Source organism: Clostridium sp. (assembly GCF_036646415.1).
Lineage (GTDB): Bacteria > Bacillota > Clostridia > Clostridiales > Clostridiaceae > Clostridium_J.
In genome coordinates, this window is sequence record NZ_JAVXMF010000002.1 from 76269 (window position 1) to 93708 (window position 17440).

A 17440-nucleotide genomic window follows, 5' to 3' on the forward strand; every position below is an offset into this window, starting at 1 on the left:
AATTACCAGTCACCTACCTCCCTATTATTAAAATTAATGTGGTAAATTTGTAGACTTAAGCTTTTCTATTATTTCTGCTCCAGCTTCACTATTTAGAAATTCGAAAGTGGTGTCTGGAACTAATTTTCTTGTAGCTTCAAGATTTCCCTCTTTAAGTAAATCTCTTACTCTAGATGCACTTATAGCCTCATCCATAAATTCACATCTTTCAATTACTTCTACTTCAACCCCATACTTAGGTAAAATTTCTTGTAAAGTCTCATTATAAGTGTTGGTAACTTTACAATAGGGTTCGCTTCCTACATAACGCTTTACAATATTTAATTCACTACAGAAGTATTTTCCAAATACATTTCCATCAATTTTTGTGTATTCCTTTAAAACATCATCATCTTTTCTTAAAAAATAATTTGGGAATGTAGCTGAAGATATTATATAATCTCCTCCTGGAATAACTTTAACATTCTTCAATTCTTTTACACCTTCTTCTATTAGCTCAAACCTTGTGTTAAAAGGAAATGAAGATTTATCTTCTTCCACTACAAAGATAATTACATTATCATTATTTTTTGCTGCCTTTTCCACAATATATTTATGTCCAAGAGTAAATGGATTGCAGTTCATAATTAAAGCTGCATACTTCTCATCCTCTTTAATATGATAATTCTTCTTTAGTTCCTTTAAAGTACTATTTATATTTTTATTACCTATTTCTAAAAGACTTACTTTGTCTGTATCAACTATTACCTTATAACCAAGACCCTCAAAGAGAAAATTGTTAGTTGGCTTTGTAAAAATAAAGTTATGATATATTCCTTCATCAAATAATCTATTTGTAATATCCGTTATAAGTGTATTTGAAATTCCTTGTCCCTGGTATTTCTCACTTATAGCAAAGCACTTAACTATATTATTTTTCTTAGAACAAGTGGCAATTATATCTCCACCATCTTCTATTACTAATGTGTAATCTACATCTTCATATTTAAGTTGAAATCCCTTTAAGAATTCTTCAACTATACTTGTTTCTAGTTTTGATTTAATATTTATTCTCTGAGTATTATAATACATACTTTCACCTCATACATTAAAATGTGTGTTTATTATATATAATATTAATTTTATGAATTAATTAAATTTTATCTTATTAGTAAATCCAAACTCTTTATTGCTTTACAATAATATCCTTTGCTTATATTGTATCATAATATAAAAAATGTTGAAATCAGACTTAAATACTATTTACTAAGTCCAATTTCAACAAAAATTTAAAACATATTAAATTTTAAGACAACTTCAATTGTTAAATTCCATGTGGATGTATATGCCAAATATCCCTTGCATACTCTTCTACAGTTCTATCACTACTAAATTTTGCAGAGTATATTAAATTTTTGAGACACTTGATACCCCATGCCATTTTATTTTTATATGCATAGTTCACTTTAATTAAAGCTTCTCTATACTCTTCAAAATCCTTTAAAACATAATAATTATCAGCTTTCTGCCAATCACATCCAATTATTAATGAATTATATAACTCTTTATACATACCTGAACCTTTATCATTAAAGGTTCCATCTATTAAAGTATCTACAGCCCGCTTCAAGCCTTTTACGTTTTCATAGTAATATTTTGGATTGTAGCTATCTTTAATTCCCTTGAGTTCTTCCACTGTTGCTCCAAATATAAAATTGTTATCTTTCCCCACTTCTTCAATTATTTCAACATTAGCTCCATCTAAGGTTCCAAGGGTTGGAGTTCCATTTATCATAAATTTCATATTCCCAGTTCCTGAGGCCTCTTTTCCTGCTGTTGATATCTGTATAGAAAGGTCCGCTGCTGGAAAAATCCTTTCACCATAAGAAACATTATAATTTTTAACATAGACGACTTTAATTTTATCTCTTACCTGTTCATCATTATTAACTAGATTCCCAATGTCATTGATAAATTTTATTATTCCCTTAGCTCTAAAATATCCTGGTGCTGCCTTACCTCCAAAGATGAAAGTTACAGGTATAAAATCTAATTCTGGATTTTCTTTAAGTGTAAAATACAAATCTAATACTATTAAAGCATTTAACAACTGTCTTTTATATTCATGAACTCTTTTTACTTGAATATTAAATATAGAATTTGGATTAATTTCTATACCTTCATTATTCTTAATATAATCTGCTAACTGTTTCTTCTTCTCATGCTTTATACTTAAAAATCTATTTATAGTATCTTCATCATTAATATATTGTTCTAATTTTTTCAACTCTGATAAATTTGTAACCCACTTATTATCGCCTAATATATCAGTTATCATCTCAGATAACTCTTCATTACAAAGGTTTAACCATCTGCGTGGTGATATTCCATTAGTTTTATTTTGGAATCTACTTGGATAAATTTCATACCAATCTTTAAATACAGAATTTTTTAATATCTCTGTATGAATCTCTGCAACTCCATTAATAGCACGACTTCCATATACCGCCAAAGAAGCCATATGGATAACTCCATCCTGTATTATCCTCATCCTATTAATCTTCCACTGATCAATTCCTCTCACCCTTAGCTCATCTATAAGAATATTATTTATATATTGGATTATTTCATAAACTCTTGGAAGTAGTTTTACATATAAATATACATCCCACTTTTCTAGAGCCTCAGCTAAAACAGTGTGATTTGTATAAGCAAAGGTGTTACAAGCAATATACCATGCCGACTCCAATGCTACTCCCTCAAAATCTACTAATAATCTCATTAGTTCAGGTATAGCTACCACTGGATGGGTATCATTTAACTGAATACATACTAATTCATGAAACTTACTAAAGTCATTTCCATTACTTTTCTTATATTGTCTAATGATATCCTGAAGTGAAGCTGATACAAAGAAATATTCCTGTCTTATTCTTAATATTTTACCTTCCTCATTAGCATCATTTGGATATAAAACTCTAGTTATATTCTTAGCCCTAGTGTGATTTTTCATAGATTCATCAAACTTTCCCTCATTAAACAGAGAAAAATTAAAGTTATCTACTGGCTCACTATCCCACAACCTTAAAGTATTTACATTATCAGTATTGTACCCAAATATAGGCATATCATATGGAATTGCTTTAACATTAAAATCATTATAATTTACTTCAACCTGTTCCTTTTCTCTTTTTACCTGCCAAGGTTCTCCTGATATAATCCAGTTATCTCCTTCTTCCACTTGAAATCCATCCTTAAAACTCTGTTTAAAAAGCCCTTGATGATATTTTATACCATAACCTTTTACCGGAAGATTTAAAGTTGCTGACGAATCTAAAAAGCAGGATGCAAGTCTTCCAAGCCCACCATTTCCAAATGCAGCGTCATATTCTTCAGCTTCAACATCTTTAATATCTATATTAATCTCCTTTAACAACCTTAATACCTCTTCATCTATTGATAAATTCATTAAATTGTTTCCAAGAGCTCTCCCCATAAGAAATTCTATAGAAAAATAGTAGGTTTCCTTAGATTTAGAATATAATGAATCACTCAGTTTCCAATGATGAAATTTACTTTCTAGTACTGCCTTTGATACAGCATTATATACCTCTTGACAGTTTGCTTCATCTAAGGTGGTACCAAAATACATTTTAAGTACTTTATTCATTGTTTCCTTAAACTCTTCAACTCTTATCATTTTATCCACCTTTCATATATGAAAATAATAATTAGTATACGGTACTATATCAATTATGTGATTTTTCTTAGAATTAAAATTCTAAAAATATTTTCCCTTCTAATGGTTTTAAATCATATTTTATTACTCCATTTTGGGAAACTATTGTTTTATCTTCATTAAGCAGTATATCCTTAAACTTATACTCTATATCATTTTTATTACTATTTTTATTACTTTCAACATTAAAATCTACCGCAATGTGGCTATCACTTCTATTTATTGCTATTATTGCCCTCTTTCCCTTAAGATTTCTTTCATAGCATAAAACATCCTTTGATATATCATAAAACTTAAATTCTCCACTTCTAAATATGTGATTTTCTTCTCTCAACTTTGTTATAAGTTTATACCACTTTATTAAATCTTCATTCTCTTCTCCCCATGGATAGGACTTTCTATTATAAGGATCACGTCCGCCAGTAACACCTGCTTCATCTCCATAATAAATACAAGGAACACCTGGAAATGTCATTTGTAAAAGTGAAGATAGTTTTAAAAGTTTCAATGCCTTCTTTTCATTCTTAACATGCTCTAGATAAATAGTTAATATTCTTTCTGAATCATGGGTACCTAGAACATTCATTGCTCCATAAAAGAACTCCTTAGGATAATTCTCATAAAGACTTTGTATTTTTCTCCTAAACATGTCCGAATCTATATATTCCCTGAAAAAGTCAATAACCACATTTCTAAATGGATAATTCATTACAGAATCTAACTCATTACCAAAAACATATCTTCTCTTTTCTCCATAACTTTCCTTATTGGAAGCATCTTCCCAAACTTCCCCTATTAGAATCCCATCAGGATTTTCTTTTTTAATTTTTTCCTTAATTTGCTGAATAAATAAATCTGGGAGTTCATCTGCAACATCTAGTCTCCATCCTGACGCTCCCTGTTTTATCCATTTAGATATAACAGAGTTATCTCCCTCTATAATAAATTCCCTATAAGATTCATCCATTTCATTTACATCTGGTAATGTTCCAACATTCCACCAACTATGATAACTATGGGGATACTCCTTAAATTTATACCATTTATAATAATCTGATTCCTTACTTTGATATGCTCCTAAACTGTTATAATTGTTATATTTATTGAAATAAATACTATCGTCTCCTGTATGATTAAATACTCCATCTAAAATTATTCTTATATTTAAACTCTTTGCCTTACTGCAAAGTTCTTTAAAACTCTGTTCATCACCAAACATTTCATCAATAGATAAATAATCTCCTGTATCATACTTATGAGTACTTGCTGACTGAAATATTGGATTTAAATATATTATTGTAACGCCAAGGGATTTAAGGTAATCTAGTTTCTTTATAATTCCAATTAAATTACCACCATAAAATGCCCATCTCAATATAGCACCTTTTTCATCTTTCACATACATAGGTGTATCATTCCAGTTTCCATAAATAAAGGAATTCTTCTTCTTAGCCAATGGCTCCCCATTATCTGACCCATTATAAAAGCTATCTACAAAAATTTGATACATTATCCCTTCCTTATACCACTTAGGTATTTCAAATTTATCATAAACAGTTATTTGATATGATTTTGGAATGTCATCAGAAACCTGTCCAACACCCCCTAATCCTTGTACATTATTTCCGTAATACACTATACTGTCCTTATAAATCACTTGAAAATAGTAATATATAAGCCCTGTTGATTTAGTTTCAATGGTAGCATAAAAAAAATCTTCATTACTTTCATCTTTAGTCATAGACATTTTCTTTTTCTCTCCATCAAAAAAGCTAACTTCTAGGTTAACATTCTCACAACCAGGAGATTTAATTCTAATGGTCACCCCTGTAGTTGTAGTTACTGCTCCAAACGGGCTTCTAAAAGTTATTTGCTGAGAATCATGATATATATTATATTCAACCATATTATTACCTTTCTAAATAAATTCTAATAATTTATTACTACTTAAAATATCTTCATAAAGATCAATATACTCTTCAGATGACTTTTCCCAACTATTATTACTAGTCATAGCATTGACCACCACATTATTCCATTGTTTTTTATCATTAAAACAATTTAATGCAATTTCAATAGTCTTACTAAGTTCATGCCCAACATATCCATAGAAAGTAAATCCATTACCTGTTTCCATACTTTTATTATAAAATGAAATTGTGTCTTTTAATCCACCAGTTTCTCTTACAATTGGAATTGTTCCATATCTTAATGCTATTAGTTGTCCAAGTCCACATGGCTCGAATAATGATGGCATAAGAAATATGTCTGCCCCCGCATAGATTCTGTGAGCAAGACTATTATCAAAATCAATTATAGAAGCTACTTTTTTAGGATAATTTTTAGCTAATTCTTTAAAGTATTCTTCATAGACATCATCGCCAGTTCCAAGTACAACTAGTTGTACTCTCTTTTCAAGAATGCTAGGTAAAATCTCTGCTAGGATGTCAATTCCCTTTTGCGAGGTTAACCTTGATACAATAGCTAAAATTGGTATTCTCTTATCTACCTTCAAATCCAATTCTCTTTGTAAATCTCTTTTATTTATAACCTTATTTTCTAATAATTCTTCATTGTAGCTCTTTGCTATATATTCATCACTATTGGGATTATAAGTGTAATAATCTATACCATTTACAATTCCATATAGATCCTCGCTTCTTTTTTGTAAAGTTCCATCTAATTCTTCTCCAAAATAATGAGTTTTAATTTCTTTTGCATAGGTTTTACTCACAGTTGTAATTTTGTCAGCACAATTAATTCCGCCCTTCATAAAGTTTATGTCATCATAAAACCTTACAGTATCGTTGTAATATAAATCATCATCTAAATTAAAACAATCATTTAAAATAGCCTTTGAAAACCTACCTTGAAAAAGTAAGTTGTGGATAGTATATATAGTAGAAATCCCTTCATAAAAGCTATCCTTTGAGAAAGAATATCTATTTAATACTGGTACCATACCTGTATGCCAGTCGTGACAATGAAGTATATCTGGTTTATAATTTAATTCTTTAAGCATAATCATTACAGCTAAATTAAAGAATGCAAACCTCTCTCCATCATCAAAAAATCCATATATACCTTTTCGCTTAAAATAGTACTCATTATCAATAAAGTAATAAGTTACACCTTCATTTTCATACTTAAATATTCCACAGTATTGCGTTCTCCATCCAACCGAAACATTGAAACTTTTTATAAATTTCATCTTATCTTTTAGTTCCTCACTAATATCACTGTACATTGGAATCACTACCCTAGTTTCTATTCCTTGATGAACTAAATACTTTGGCAATGCTCCAATCACATCCCCTAAACCACCCGTCTTAATAAAGGGATCACATTCAGCAGCTACAAAAAGTATTTTTATCATAATTTTCACCTCATCTTATACTATACTATTTTTCTTCAATACCACTGGTTGCTCCTTAGATCCTACTATTTCTTTAACTCTTAAAAACTTGGTATTTTTATCTGCAATAACACTGTCAATGTATACTTCACTACCCACAGTACATCTAGACATTAAAATAGAGTTTTTAACTACAGCTCCTTTTGCAACCTTTACCCCTCTTGCAATTATGCTATTCTCAACAGTTCCTTCTATAAGAGCTCCATTAGACACAACAGAGTTTTTTATCTTTGCATTTTCTCCATACCAGGCAGGAGCATTATCTCTAATTACTGTGTAAATTGGACTTTCTGGTTTAAATAATTGATCCCTATTTTTAGTATCTAATAACTCTATATTCTTCTTATAATATTCAATAATTGTGTTTATACACGCTAAATATCCTTCATACTTAAAAGTATTTATACTAAAATCATTACAGAAATACTCAATAGTTTCCTTTAAAGAATATAATGCACTTAACTTATTTGCTTCATTTATCAAATTAAGTAAAAACTCCCTCTTCATAATGTATATTTCCATTGATATATGTCTATCTTTCTTGTCACCCTTATTTATTGAAATGCCCTTAATAAACCCATGTTTATTAATATCTAGCACATCGCATCCCAAGAATTCATCATTTGCATTATTTACGTCCTTATACATAACTGTAATATCACTATTTGATTTCTTATGAAAATTAACCACTTCTTCAAAATTCGTATTACAGAGCATATAACTAGAAGAAATTATTACATAATCCTGAGTACTATTTACTATATAATCAATGTTGTCTTTAAAGTTTTTCATTTCTGTCATATACATACTATTCATTGAGTTATAGTAGGGATAGAATATAAATAATCCATCTTTTTTCCCATCCAACTCCCACCACTTTCCTTGAGCTAAATGTTCAGTCAATGGTCTTGGTTTTTCTTGAATAAATACACCTACATTAGTAATTCCTGAATTAGTCATATTGGAAAGAGCAAAATCAATAATTCTATATCTACCAAAGAATGGTATAGCTGCCACTGGCCTATGATTAGTAAGTTCTAATAGTCTTCTATCCTTTTCATATAAGTTAATAATTCCCATAACATTTTTCATACAAACACTCCCAACAACATAAAAAATATGATTAGTATCTACACTTCTACTTCATTTTAAATTTAAATACTCCTAAACCAAGGAAGTATTTGCAATTTCAATTTCAATATCCTTTGGATAAATATCTACCTCTACACCACATTCAAATCCTAAACTATTATTGTCGTCTCCTTCTACTAGTGAAACGCGACTATTTTTTTCACGAATAAATCTGGTATACTTGTCTACTGTTGCACCCTTCGAAATTATTGCATTATTAATTTCTACTCCTGATTCCACCTTAGCATCAGGCATAATTACAGAGTTTTTAACCTTTGACCCTGCTCCAATATAAACTCCTGTAAAAATCACTGAATTCTCCACATTTCCATATATGGTACATCCTTGGCTTACCATGGAATTCTTTACTATTGCATCATCTCCCACATACTGAGGTGCACTTTCTACATTATTTGAATATATTCTCCACTTTTTATCGTATAAATCAAGTGCTTCATTATGATTTAATAAATCCATATTAGCCTGCCATAAGCTTTCAATTGTACCTACATCCTTCCAATAGCCTTCAAAGTTGTAAGCATACATCTGCTTTCCCTCTCCTAGCATTTTAGGAATAATATTTTTCCCAAAATCATTGCTAGACCCCTTATCAATAGCATCTTCCTTCAAAAATTTCTTGAGAGTCTTCCAATTAAAAATATAAATTCCCATAGATGCTAAATTACTTTTAGGATTTTTAGGCTTCTCATCAAACTCATATATTGAAGAATCCTCGTTTGCATTCATAATTCCAAATCTAGATGCTTCCTCATACGGTACTTTGATAACTGCGATGGTAGCATCTGCTTTTTTCTCTTTATGAAAATCCAGCATACTTGAGTAATCCATTTTGTATATATGATCCCCTGATAAAATGAGTATATATTCAGGATTGTTTTCATCTATATAATCAATATTTTGATAAATGGCATCAGCTGTTCCCTTATACCATGAACTTCCACCTTCGGTTTCTCTTGGTGGTAATATTGTAACTCCACCTTTTCTAGTATTTAGACCCCAACTATCACCAATTCCAATATATGAATTTAAAGCTACTGACTCATATTGCGTTAATATACCAACTGCATTAATATGAGAGTTTGCACAATTGCTTAAAGGAAAATCTATAATTCTATATTTACCCCCATAATATACTGCTGGCTTTGCAATCTTTTTAGTTAGATTACCTAATCTTGTTCCTTTACCGCCAGCTAAAATCATTGCCATTATCTCTCTCTTCATCATCTATACATCACTCCTTCATATTTAATCCATCATGTATTTTTAAAATCAATGTTGCCATAGGTGGTACTTTAATTGTTATGCTATTCTCTTGATTGTGAAAAGGCTCATTTTTAGCAAACAAAATATCACCAATTATCTCTCCAGCTCCACCAAATTCCTCTTTATCTGTATTGAGAGCTTCCTGGTAGCTACAGTTATATGGCACTCCAACTTTATAGTCATAATAAACTGTTGGAGTAAAATTGCAAATTACTATTAAGGTATCCTTAACATCATATGACTTACGCATGAAAATTATTACACTCTGACCTTTGTTATCCGCATCAATCCATTGAAATCCATCATTAGAATAATCTAACTTCCATAGAGCACTTTCTTCTTTATAAAATAAATTAAGACTTCTAGTAAAATTTAAGGTTTTTTTATGAATTTCATTGTCAAGACTTTCAAATTCTATGCCTCTATGAAAATCCCATTCATTTATTTGTCCAAATTCTGAACCCATAAATAAAGTTTTTTTTCCTGGATGACAGTACATGTATGCTAAAAAACATCTTAAAGCTGAAAATTTATTCCATAGGTCTCCTGGCATCTTACTTAATAATGACATTTTCCCATATACAACTTCATCATGAGATATAGATAGCATAAATTTTTCATAATGATTGTAGGCCATAGAAAAGGTTATAAGATTATGATTATCCTTTTTCTTTTCTCTATCTAGTTTCATATACTTCAATGTATCGTTCATCCATCCCATGTTCCACTTTAAATCAAAGCCTAAACCATCTTGATTCTCTTTAGATGTAATATATGGAGTTGCTGTAGATTCTTCAGCTAAAGTTACTATTCCCTTGTGTTTTTTATAAAGTTGTAAATTAAGGTCCCTTAAGAAATCTCTTGCCTTAAAATTTTCATTTCCTCCATATTCATTGGAAATCCATTTACCTGGTTCCTTATTAAAATCTAGAAATATCATATTTGACACTGCATCAATTCTTAATCCATCAAAGTGGAATTCCTCTATCCAATACATTGCATTTGAAATTAAAAAACTTCTTACTTCACCTTTTCCTAGATTAAAATTAGCAGTTCCCCATCCTGTATTCTCATACATTAATGGATCATCATATTCATACTGACAAGTACCATCAAATTTATATAACCCGTGATTATCCTTACAAAAATGTCCGGGTACCCAATCTAAAATTACACCTATACCCTTCTTATGACAGTTATTAATAAAGTGTTTTAAATCATCTCCGCTACCATATCTACTAGTAGGTGAAAAATATCCTGTAACCTGATATCCCCAGGAATCATCTAAAGGATATTCCATAATTGGCATTATTTCTATATGAGTATATTTCATATCTTCTACGTGTTCTAATACCACTTTCCCAAACTCCCTATAATCTAAGAATTCTTCTAAATCTGTTTTTATAAAAGATCCAGCGTGGACTTCATATACATTCATAGGAGAATTTAATGTATCAACCTTCTTTCTTTTTTTTAGCCACTTAGAGTCTCCCCATTTAAATTTCTTAGAATCAACTGTAATAGATGCTGTATTAGGTCTTTTCTGTGAATAAAAACTATAGGGATCCGCCTTTAACACTCTATAATTATCCTTGCTAATCACTTCATATTTATAAAGTTCTCCACAGTCTATGCCCTTAATAAATAAAGACCAAATTCCATGATTACTTATTTTCTCCATAGAATGATTTTTACCATCCCAATTGTTGAAATTACCAACTACTCTAATTTCTTTACAACGGGGTGCCCAAACTGTGAATCTATATCCCTTTATACCTTCTTCTTCTCTATAATGAGCTCCCATGAACTCATAGCTATGAAAGTTTTTTCCTTCAATAAATAAAGAAATATCGTTATCCTTTATGAATTGGTCACACACATTGTTTTTCATATATTTCCTCCATCCTTGAATCACCATAAACTTATATTACACGCTGTATTATACCATATAATATAAGTTTATACATTATTTACCATAATTTTAAAATATAAATAGTTAAATTTCGAATAAATATTTTTATACTTGATAAAGTTTCTATTGAAATAATAAATATAAAAAATAGGAGAGTAATCGTAAATTTCACGCTTACTCTCCTACATATCTATTAATTTATATTTAAACTATTTTTTTTAATTTGTATATTTATTTAGTAATGTTTGAAGGATTATCTTCTGATTTATAAGCATCAGTTTGCTTTGGTTGATTATATTTATTTACCTGTCTTTGGTTTAAGAGCTTTGTCAATTCCTCTTCAGAAATATCACCAAAATTCTTGAACTCATAACCATTATCTTTAAAATACTTAATTATTGAGGGTAAAGCCTTTGGCGTAGTTGAATTTGAATTTCCATCATGCATTAAAACTATAGCAGTATTAACATCTATATAAGTTTTTTTAAGCTCTTTCCTAAATGTTGCAATAAGCTTTTCTACAGGCACATTAGTTATCAATGCATCCTCTAATGAAATATTCCAATCTACATAATATAAACCTTCATCGCATAATTCATTTCTAATTGCTCTTACAGTTCCTTTATCTCCCACAGTTGTGCTAGATCCACCGGGCATTCTCATAAACTTCGAAGGTTCATGTCCAAGAGTATCAGTTATAGATTTAAAAGCCTTATTATAATCTTCTAAGTATTCAGCTTTACTTAAGTAATTGCTATTTTTATGATCATAGGTATGAACACATATTTCATGTCCTTGCTCTTCAACTTGCTTTAATATATCAGAATTTTGCTCTGCAAGTTGACCAATAACAAAAAATGTAGCTTTAATTTCCTCTTCTTCTAATATCTTTAATATCTTAAGAGTATTTTTAGTCGGGCCATCATCAAAGGTTAAATAAACCACCTTTTTTACATCCTGTTCTTTAGATATTTCTTTTTTACTATCACTATCACCAAAAACTAATGTAGATGTAGAAAATATAAATATTAATATAGTTACAATAATTAAAGACTTTCTTAATTTCCTCATTATATCCCTCCTTGTATAAACCTATAAAACTTTACTTTTAATAATATGTTTCCTAGTTGATTATAAAGTTATACTATTATTAAAAAGGGCAAATTAACAAAAACTACTTATATTTTAATGAATAAAACACAAGTAGTTTCCAAATTTATTTTATATTCTTTTAATCAATATGACATAGTTTAGTTAATTTACTTATCTTATTTCTGTACAAACGTTACTATGAATAATAGTTTTCTCCCAAGCACCCTTTCTATACACCATATAACCAAAAATACAAATTATCAAATTACTAAAACTCATGGAGAACCATATTCCAACCTCTCCAATTTGTGTTAAGTTTTTAAATAATAATATCATTGGAAGTCTAACAAGCCATAGTCTTCCAACCTCCATTTCCATAGAATACTTAGTATGACCTGATCCCTGAAATACCCCTTGTAGTACACTAAATATACCCATAAGAGGCATAGACCACGATATATATTGAAGATATGTGATTCCCTGTGAAATAACACCCATATCATCCTTTGATTGCATAAAGAAGTTTATAATATTATTATCAAAAATTAATAGTCCAGCAACTCCTAGTATTGAAAATCCTATGGTAAGTTTTATAGCTACAGTAAAAGATTCCTTTGCCCTGCTAAGTTGATTACACCCTAAATTCTGACCCACAATAGATGTAATTGCAGCACCTATTCCCATGGCAGGCTGCATTATAAGTGCTGTAATTCTATTAACCATAGCAAATGCTGCTAAGGTTGCAGTTCCATAGGATACTATAAATCCATTTAAAACCATAAAGCCTAAAGCTGCCCCTGATTGTCCTATAGATGATGGTAGTGCAATTGATACAACCTTTTTTATTATTCTTCTATTAAATTTAAAGTTTCTAAAGGATGGTCTTATTTTTGAAGATTTTCTCATTAAAATACATATTCCAGAAATGGCAAGAACAGCTTTAGCCAATAAAGTTGCAATGGCTGCACCTGCAATTCCCATATCCAATGTGAAAATAAATATTGGGTCTAACACTATATTTATTACTGCACTTATTCCGCTAAGTATAGTTGGAAGTAAAGTGTTACCTTGAGCATTCATGATAGAGTTAAAATTAAAAAATAAAAACATAAATGGCATATCTAAAAAAGTAATTCGTAAATATATCTCACTAAATTTTGCTAAATCTCCTGTACCACCCATAAGCTTTACAATAAAAGGGGTAGAAAAATACCCTATTACCATAAACACTAAGGAAGCTAAGAATGATACTGCAATTAACTGACTTGAATATTTCTTTGCCTCGTCGTACATATCTGCTCCAATAAATTGAGATATAATTGATGTTCCTGCAATAGAAAGTCCTATTCCAATAGAGATAAACAAAAAATTTACTGGCCATACAAAGGCTGTTGCAGCAAACTCAACGGATCCAATCTTACTTACCCATAATCCATCAACTAAATTATAAAGAGTTTGAATCAAATTATTAATCATTATAGGAAGTGCTAATACCCCAATAACCTTATACAAATTTCCTTGTAAAATAAAATTTCTTCTATCTTTAACCATGTCTCCTCCCCCAATAACCCATAAATATATTGTTAAATCATATTACAATATATATTATATACCATACCTTATATAAATTCCTAGAAAAAGTTTAGGATATCGAAATATATTTTATTCGAAATAATTTTATGTAATATCTATCAGCTCTAATACTATATTATAACCATGTAAAAAAAGCCCTAGTCAGCTAATGACAAGGGCTTTGTATTTATTAACTACATATTATAAAATAAATTTTGTGATGGGTACTCTGGATCACAAGTAACATCTATTCCTAGTTTTCTAAAGATTTGCTCGTCGCTTAAGCTTAATATTGTTGTTGAGTGTACTTGACAACCTTTAAGCTGAGCAAGTTTATCTAACGCAACTTGAGCTGTTGGGTTTGTAGCTGCACATATACTAAGCGCAATTAAAATTTCTTCTGAATTTAAAGAAGTATTATTACTTGCTAAAGTCTTAGACTTTAAGTTTTTAATTGGCTCTAAGATTACTGGAGATATAAGGTGAATCTCATCAGATATGTTTGCAAGATACTTAACAGCATTTAATATAGCTGCTGAGGATGCATCCATTAAATCGGAGCTTCTACCTGTTAATATTGTTCCATCCTCTAACTCTAAAGCAACTACTGGGCATATATCATTCTTATTAGCCTCAAGCTTTAACTTAGAAGAGTATTCTCTAGCAGGTATAACAACACTTCTATCTTCTGGTTTAAGATCTAAGCTTTCCATAATAATCTTAATTCTTTGGAAAGTCTCTTTGTCTACATATCCTTTTTTATACTCTACACTAGTTTTGAAATATCTACGAATTATTTCTTGTATAGATGCTTCTCTAACTACCTCATCATCAGTAATTCCAAAACCTACTCTATTAACTCCCATATCTGTTGGAGATTTATATACTGACTCTTTTCCTGTAATTTTCTCAATGATTCTTTTTATAACTGGAAACATCTCAATATCTCTATTGTAATTTACAGCTACTTCGTTATAAGCATCAAAATGGAAAGAATCTATCATATTAACATCCTTAAGGTCTACAGTTGCAGCCTCATATGCAATATTTAAAGGATGCTTTAATGGTACATTCCATACAGGAAAAGTCTCAAATTTAGAGTAACCAACTGCATTTCCTCTTTTATTTTCATGATAAAGCTGATTAAGACACGTTGCAAGCTTTCCACTACCTGGACCTGGTGCAGTAACTACAACAATAGGTTTAGTAGTTTCAATATATGGATTTTTCCCATACCCTTCATCACTTACAATAGTCTCAACTTCTGTTGGATATCCCTTAATTGCTTCATGTTTATAAACCTTTATTCCTCTACGCTCTAACTTGTTAATAAAGATATTCGTAGCCGGTTGACCACTATATCTAGTTATAACAACACTATTCACTTCAAGATCATATACTCTAAGGTCGTCAATTTGTCTTAATACATCCATATCATATGTAATTCCAAAATCGCCTCTTATTTTATTTCTCTCAATATCTCCAGCATAAACACAAATAATTATCTCAGCTTTTTCTCTAAGTCTATGTAATAACTTTATTTTAGCATTTTCATCAAATCCTGGTAAAACTCTTTTTGCATGTAAATCAAATAAAAGCTTACCTCCAAATTCTAAGTACAACTTATCATAATTGTTAACTCTTTCTAAAATGTATTTTGACTGCTCTTCAAGATATTTTTCATGATCAAATCCAATTTTCATTTTTACACCTCACCCTATAATAAAACATATATTTTATTATTACACAGTTTTACTCCATAGTAAAACCATAATTAAATATTTTTTAAGTTTTTTATTGAAATTTCGGTGATTACTTATAGATTTACAATTTGTCATAATTGTATAAATTGCAACTATATTTTACGACTTACACTCATATAATTCTAGACTTAGAATGATTCTATACATTCTAAGCCTAAATATTCTATATTTTAATTTTATAAACTTCTAAGCCCTTAAAATTCCTTCTTCAAGTTCACTCATCAAATCATTAACAGTAACTATTTCTTTGATTCTATATGCATTATCTCCACAGAATATTAAAGCATTGTCCATATTCCCTTTTACTCCATTTATTAAAGCTTCACTAATGCAGTAAGGAGTTTCTGCTGGATTGCAATGAGAAATACAATTATAACACTTGTTTACCTTAATGTTACCTTGAAATGTTTTCTCTACAAAGGGATTATGCAAAGCTCTGCCTGGCATTCCAACAGGACTACTTACAATAACTACCTCATCTTCCTTAGAGTTAACGTAGGCTTTCTTAAACTCTTCTGAAGCATCACATTCCTCAGTTGCTACAAATCTTGTAGCCATCTGAACTCCATCTGCTCCAAGTTTTAAATACTGTGCAATATCTTCACCAGTATATATTCCACCAGCAACTATTACAGGAATATGCTTATTATATTTTTCCTCATATATTTTTGTTTCTTCTATGATACTACTTACCTCATTATAAAAGTTTTCGCTATCCTTCTTCAAATTTTCTTTTTTAAAGCCAAGATGTCCTCCAGCTCTAGGCCCTTCAATTACTACCATATCTGGTGCAATCTTATCATGTCTATCCCAAAGCTTCATAATAACTCTAGCTGATTTTAAAGATGAAACTATAGGAGCAATTTTAACTTCAAACCCCTTAGCAAGCTTCGGAAGTGCCGTTGGCATACCAGCTCCTGATATTATAAGATCAGCTCCGCTTTCTATAGCAGCCTTAACATGTTCTGCATAATGGTTCATAGCTACCATTATATTTACTCCAATTATTCCACCTTTAGTTTCCTTTTTTGCAATATCAATATGTTTTTTTAACGCCCTTATATTAGCTTCTAAATTATTATACTCAAAGTCTGCCTCATCATATCCAACCTGTGCTGCGGATATAACTCCAATTCCGCCTGCATTTGTAACTGCTGAAGCAAGTTTAGAACGAGATACTCCAATTCCCATACCTCCTTGAATTATTGGAAGTCTAGCTACTAAGTTCCCTATTTTCAAGCTTTTTATATTCATATAAATCATTTCCTTTCAAACTTTCCTAGAAAGTTATTTCGATCTTAATATACTTTGATAATCAAAGTATATTCATATTATAAGTTATTTTTAAAAGGTATGCAATAAAAAAAGTATTTATGAGTTTAGAATTCATAGTTAATTTAAAAACTTCTTTAGAGATATGCCTTATTATTTCCCACTATATTGAAACTCATTCGATTATATGTTACCATATTATTACATTATTATATGAATTTTCTATAAAATTCCACCTTAATATTAATACTTAGTTATTAATAGCATAAAATTAAAATCTA

Annotated in this window: 11 protein-coding genes; all 11 read right to left on the minus strand. The window is 30.0% G+C overall.

Going from position 1 to position 17440, the window contains the following annotated elements:
• Window positions 1-33 precede the first annotated feature (33 nt).
• Window positions 34-1071: a [citrate (pro-3S)-lyase] ligase gene (gene citC / locus RSD37_RS01610; RefSeq protein WP_346944948.1), complete on the minus strand. Its 1038-nt coding sequence runs from the start codon at window positions 1069-1071 to the stop codon at window positions 34-36.
• A 232-nt stretch (window positions 1072-1303) separates the two neighbouring features.
• The gene (locus RSD37_RS01615) at window positions 1304-3679 is read right to left on the minus strand and encodes a glycogen/starch/alpha-glucan phosphorylase (RefSeq protein WP_346944949.1); all 2376 of its coding nucleotides are present in this window, start codon (window positions 3677-3679) and stop codon (window positions 1304-1306) included.
• A 73-nt stretch (window positions 3680-3752) separates the two neighbouring features.
• Window positions 3753-5624 carry a glycoside hydrolase family 13 protein gene (locus RSD37_RS01620; RefSeq protein WP_346944950.1) on the minus strand — a complete coding sequence of 624 codons (1872 nt, stop codon included), beginning with the start codon at window positions 5622-5624 and terminating at the stop codon, window positions 3753-3755.
• Window positions 5625-5636: 12 nt separating this feature from the next.
• Complete coding sequence (gene glgA / locus RSD37_RS01625) at window positions 5637-7091, minus strand: glycogen synthase GlgA (RefSeq protein ID WP_346945140.1); 1455 nt, start codon at window positions 7089-7091, stop codon at window positions 5637-5639.
• A gap of 18 nt (window positions 7092-7109) precedes the next feature.
• Window positions 7110-8225: a glucose-1-phosphate adenylyltransferase subunit GlgD gene (glgD, locus tag RSD37_RS01630; RefSeq protein ID WP_346944951.1), complete on the minus strand. Its 1116-nt coding sequence runs from the start codon at window positions 8223-8225 to the stop codon at window positions 7110-7112.
• A gap of 72 nt (window positions 8226-8297) precedes the next feature.
• Window positions 8298-9509, minus strand: coding sequence for a glucose-1-phosphate adenylyltransferase (locus RSD37_RS01635; protein ID WP_346944952.1), 1212 nt, complete (start codon window positions 9507-9509; stop codon window positions 8298-8300).
• Between the two features lie 7 nt (window positions 9510-9516).
• Window positions 9517-11439, minus strand: a complete 1923-nt coding sequence (glgB, locus tag RSD37_RS01640) for a 1,4-alpha-glucan branching protein GlgB (RefSeq protein WP_346944953.1) — start codon at window positions 11437-11439, stop codon at window positions 9517-9519.
• A 252-nt stretch (window positions 11440-11691) separates the two neighbouring features.
• Window positions 11692-12531, minus strand: coding sequence for a polysaccharide deacetylase family protein (locus tag RSD37_RS01645; protein WP_346944954.1), 840 nt, complete (start codon window positions 12529-12531; stop codon window positions 11692-11694).
• Between the two features lie 192 nt (window positions 12532-12723).
• Complete coding sequence (locus tag RSD37_RS01650) at window positions 12724-14103, minus strand: MATE family efflux transporter (protein ID WP_346944955.1); 1380 nt, start codon at window positions 14101-14103, stop codon at window positions 12724-12726.
• Between the two features lie 215 nt (window positions 14104-14318).
• Entirely contained in the window at window positions 14319-15827 is a 1509-nt protein-coding gene (locus RSD37_RS01655) for a DUF1846 domain-containing protein (RefSeq protein WP_346944956.1), read from the minus strand.
• Window positions 15828-16073: 246 nt separating this feature from the next.
• A complete protein-coding gene (locus RSD37_RS01660) occupies window positions 16074-17141 on the minus strand; it encodes a nitronate monooxygenase (RefSeq protein ID WP_346944957.1) in 1068 nt (355 codons plus the stop codon).
• Window positions 17142-17440 lie beyond the last annotated feature (299 nt).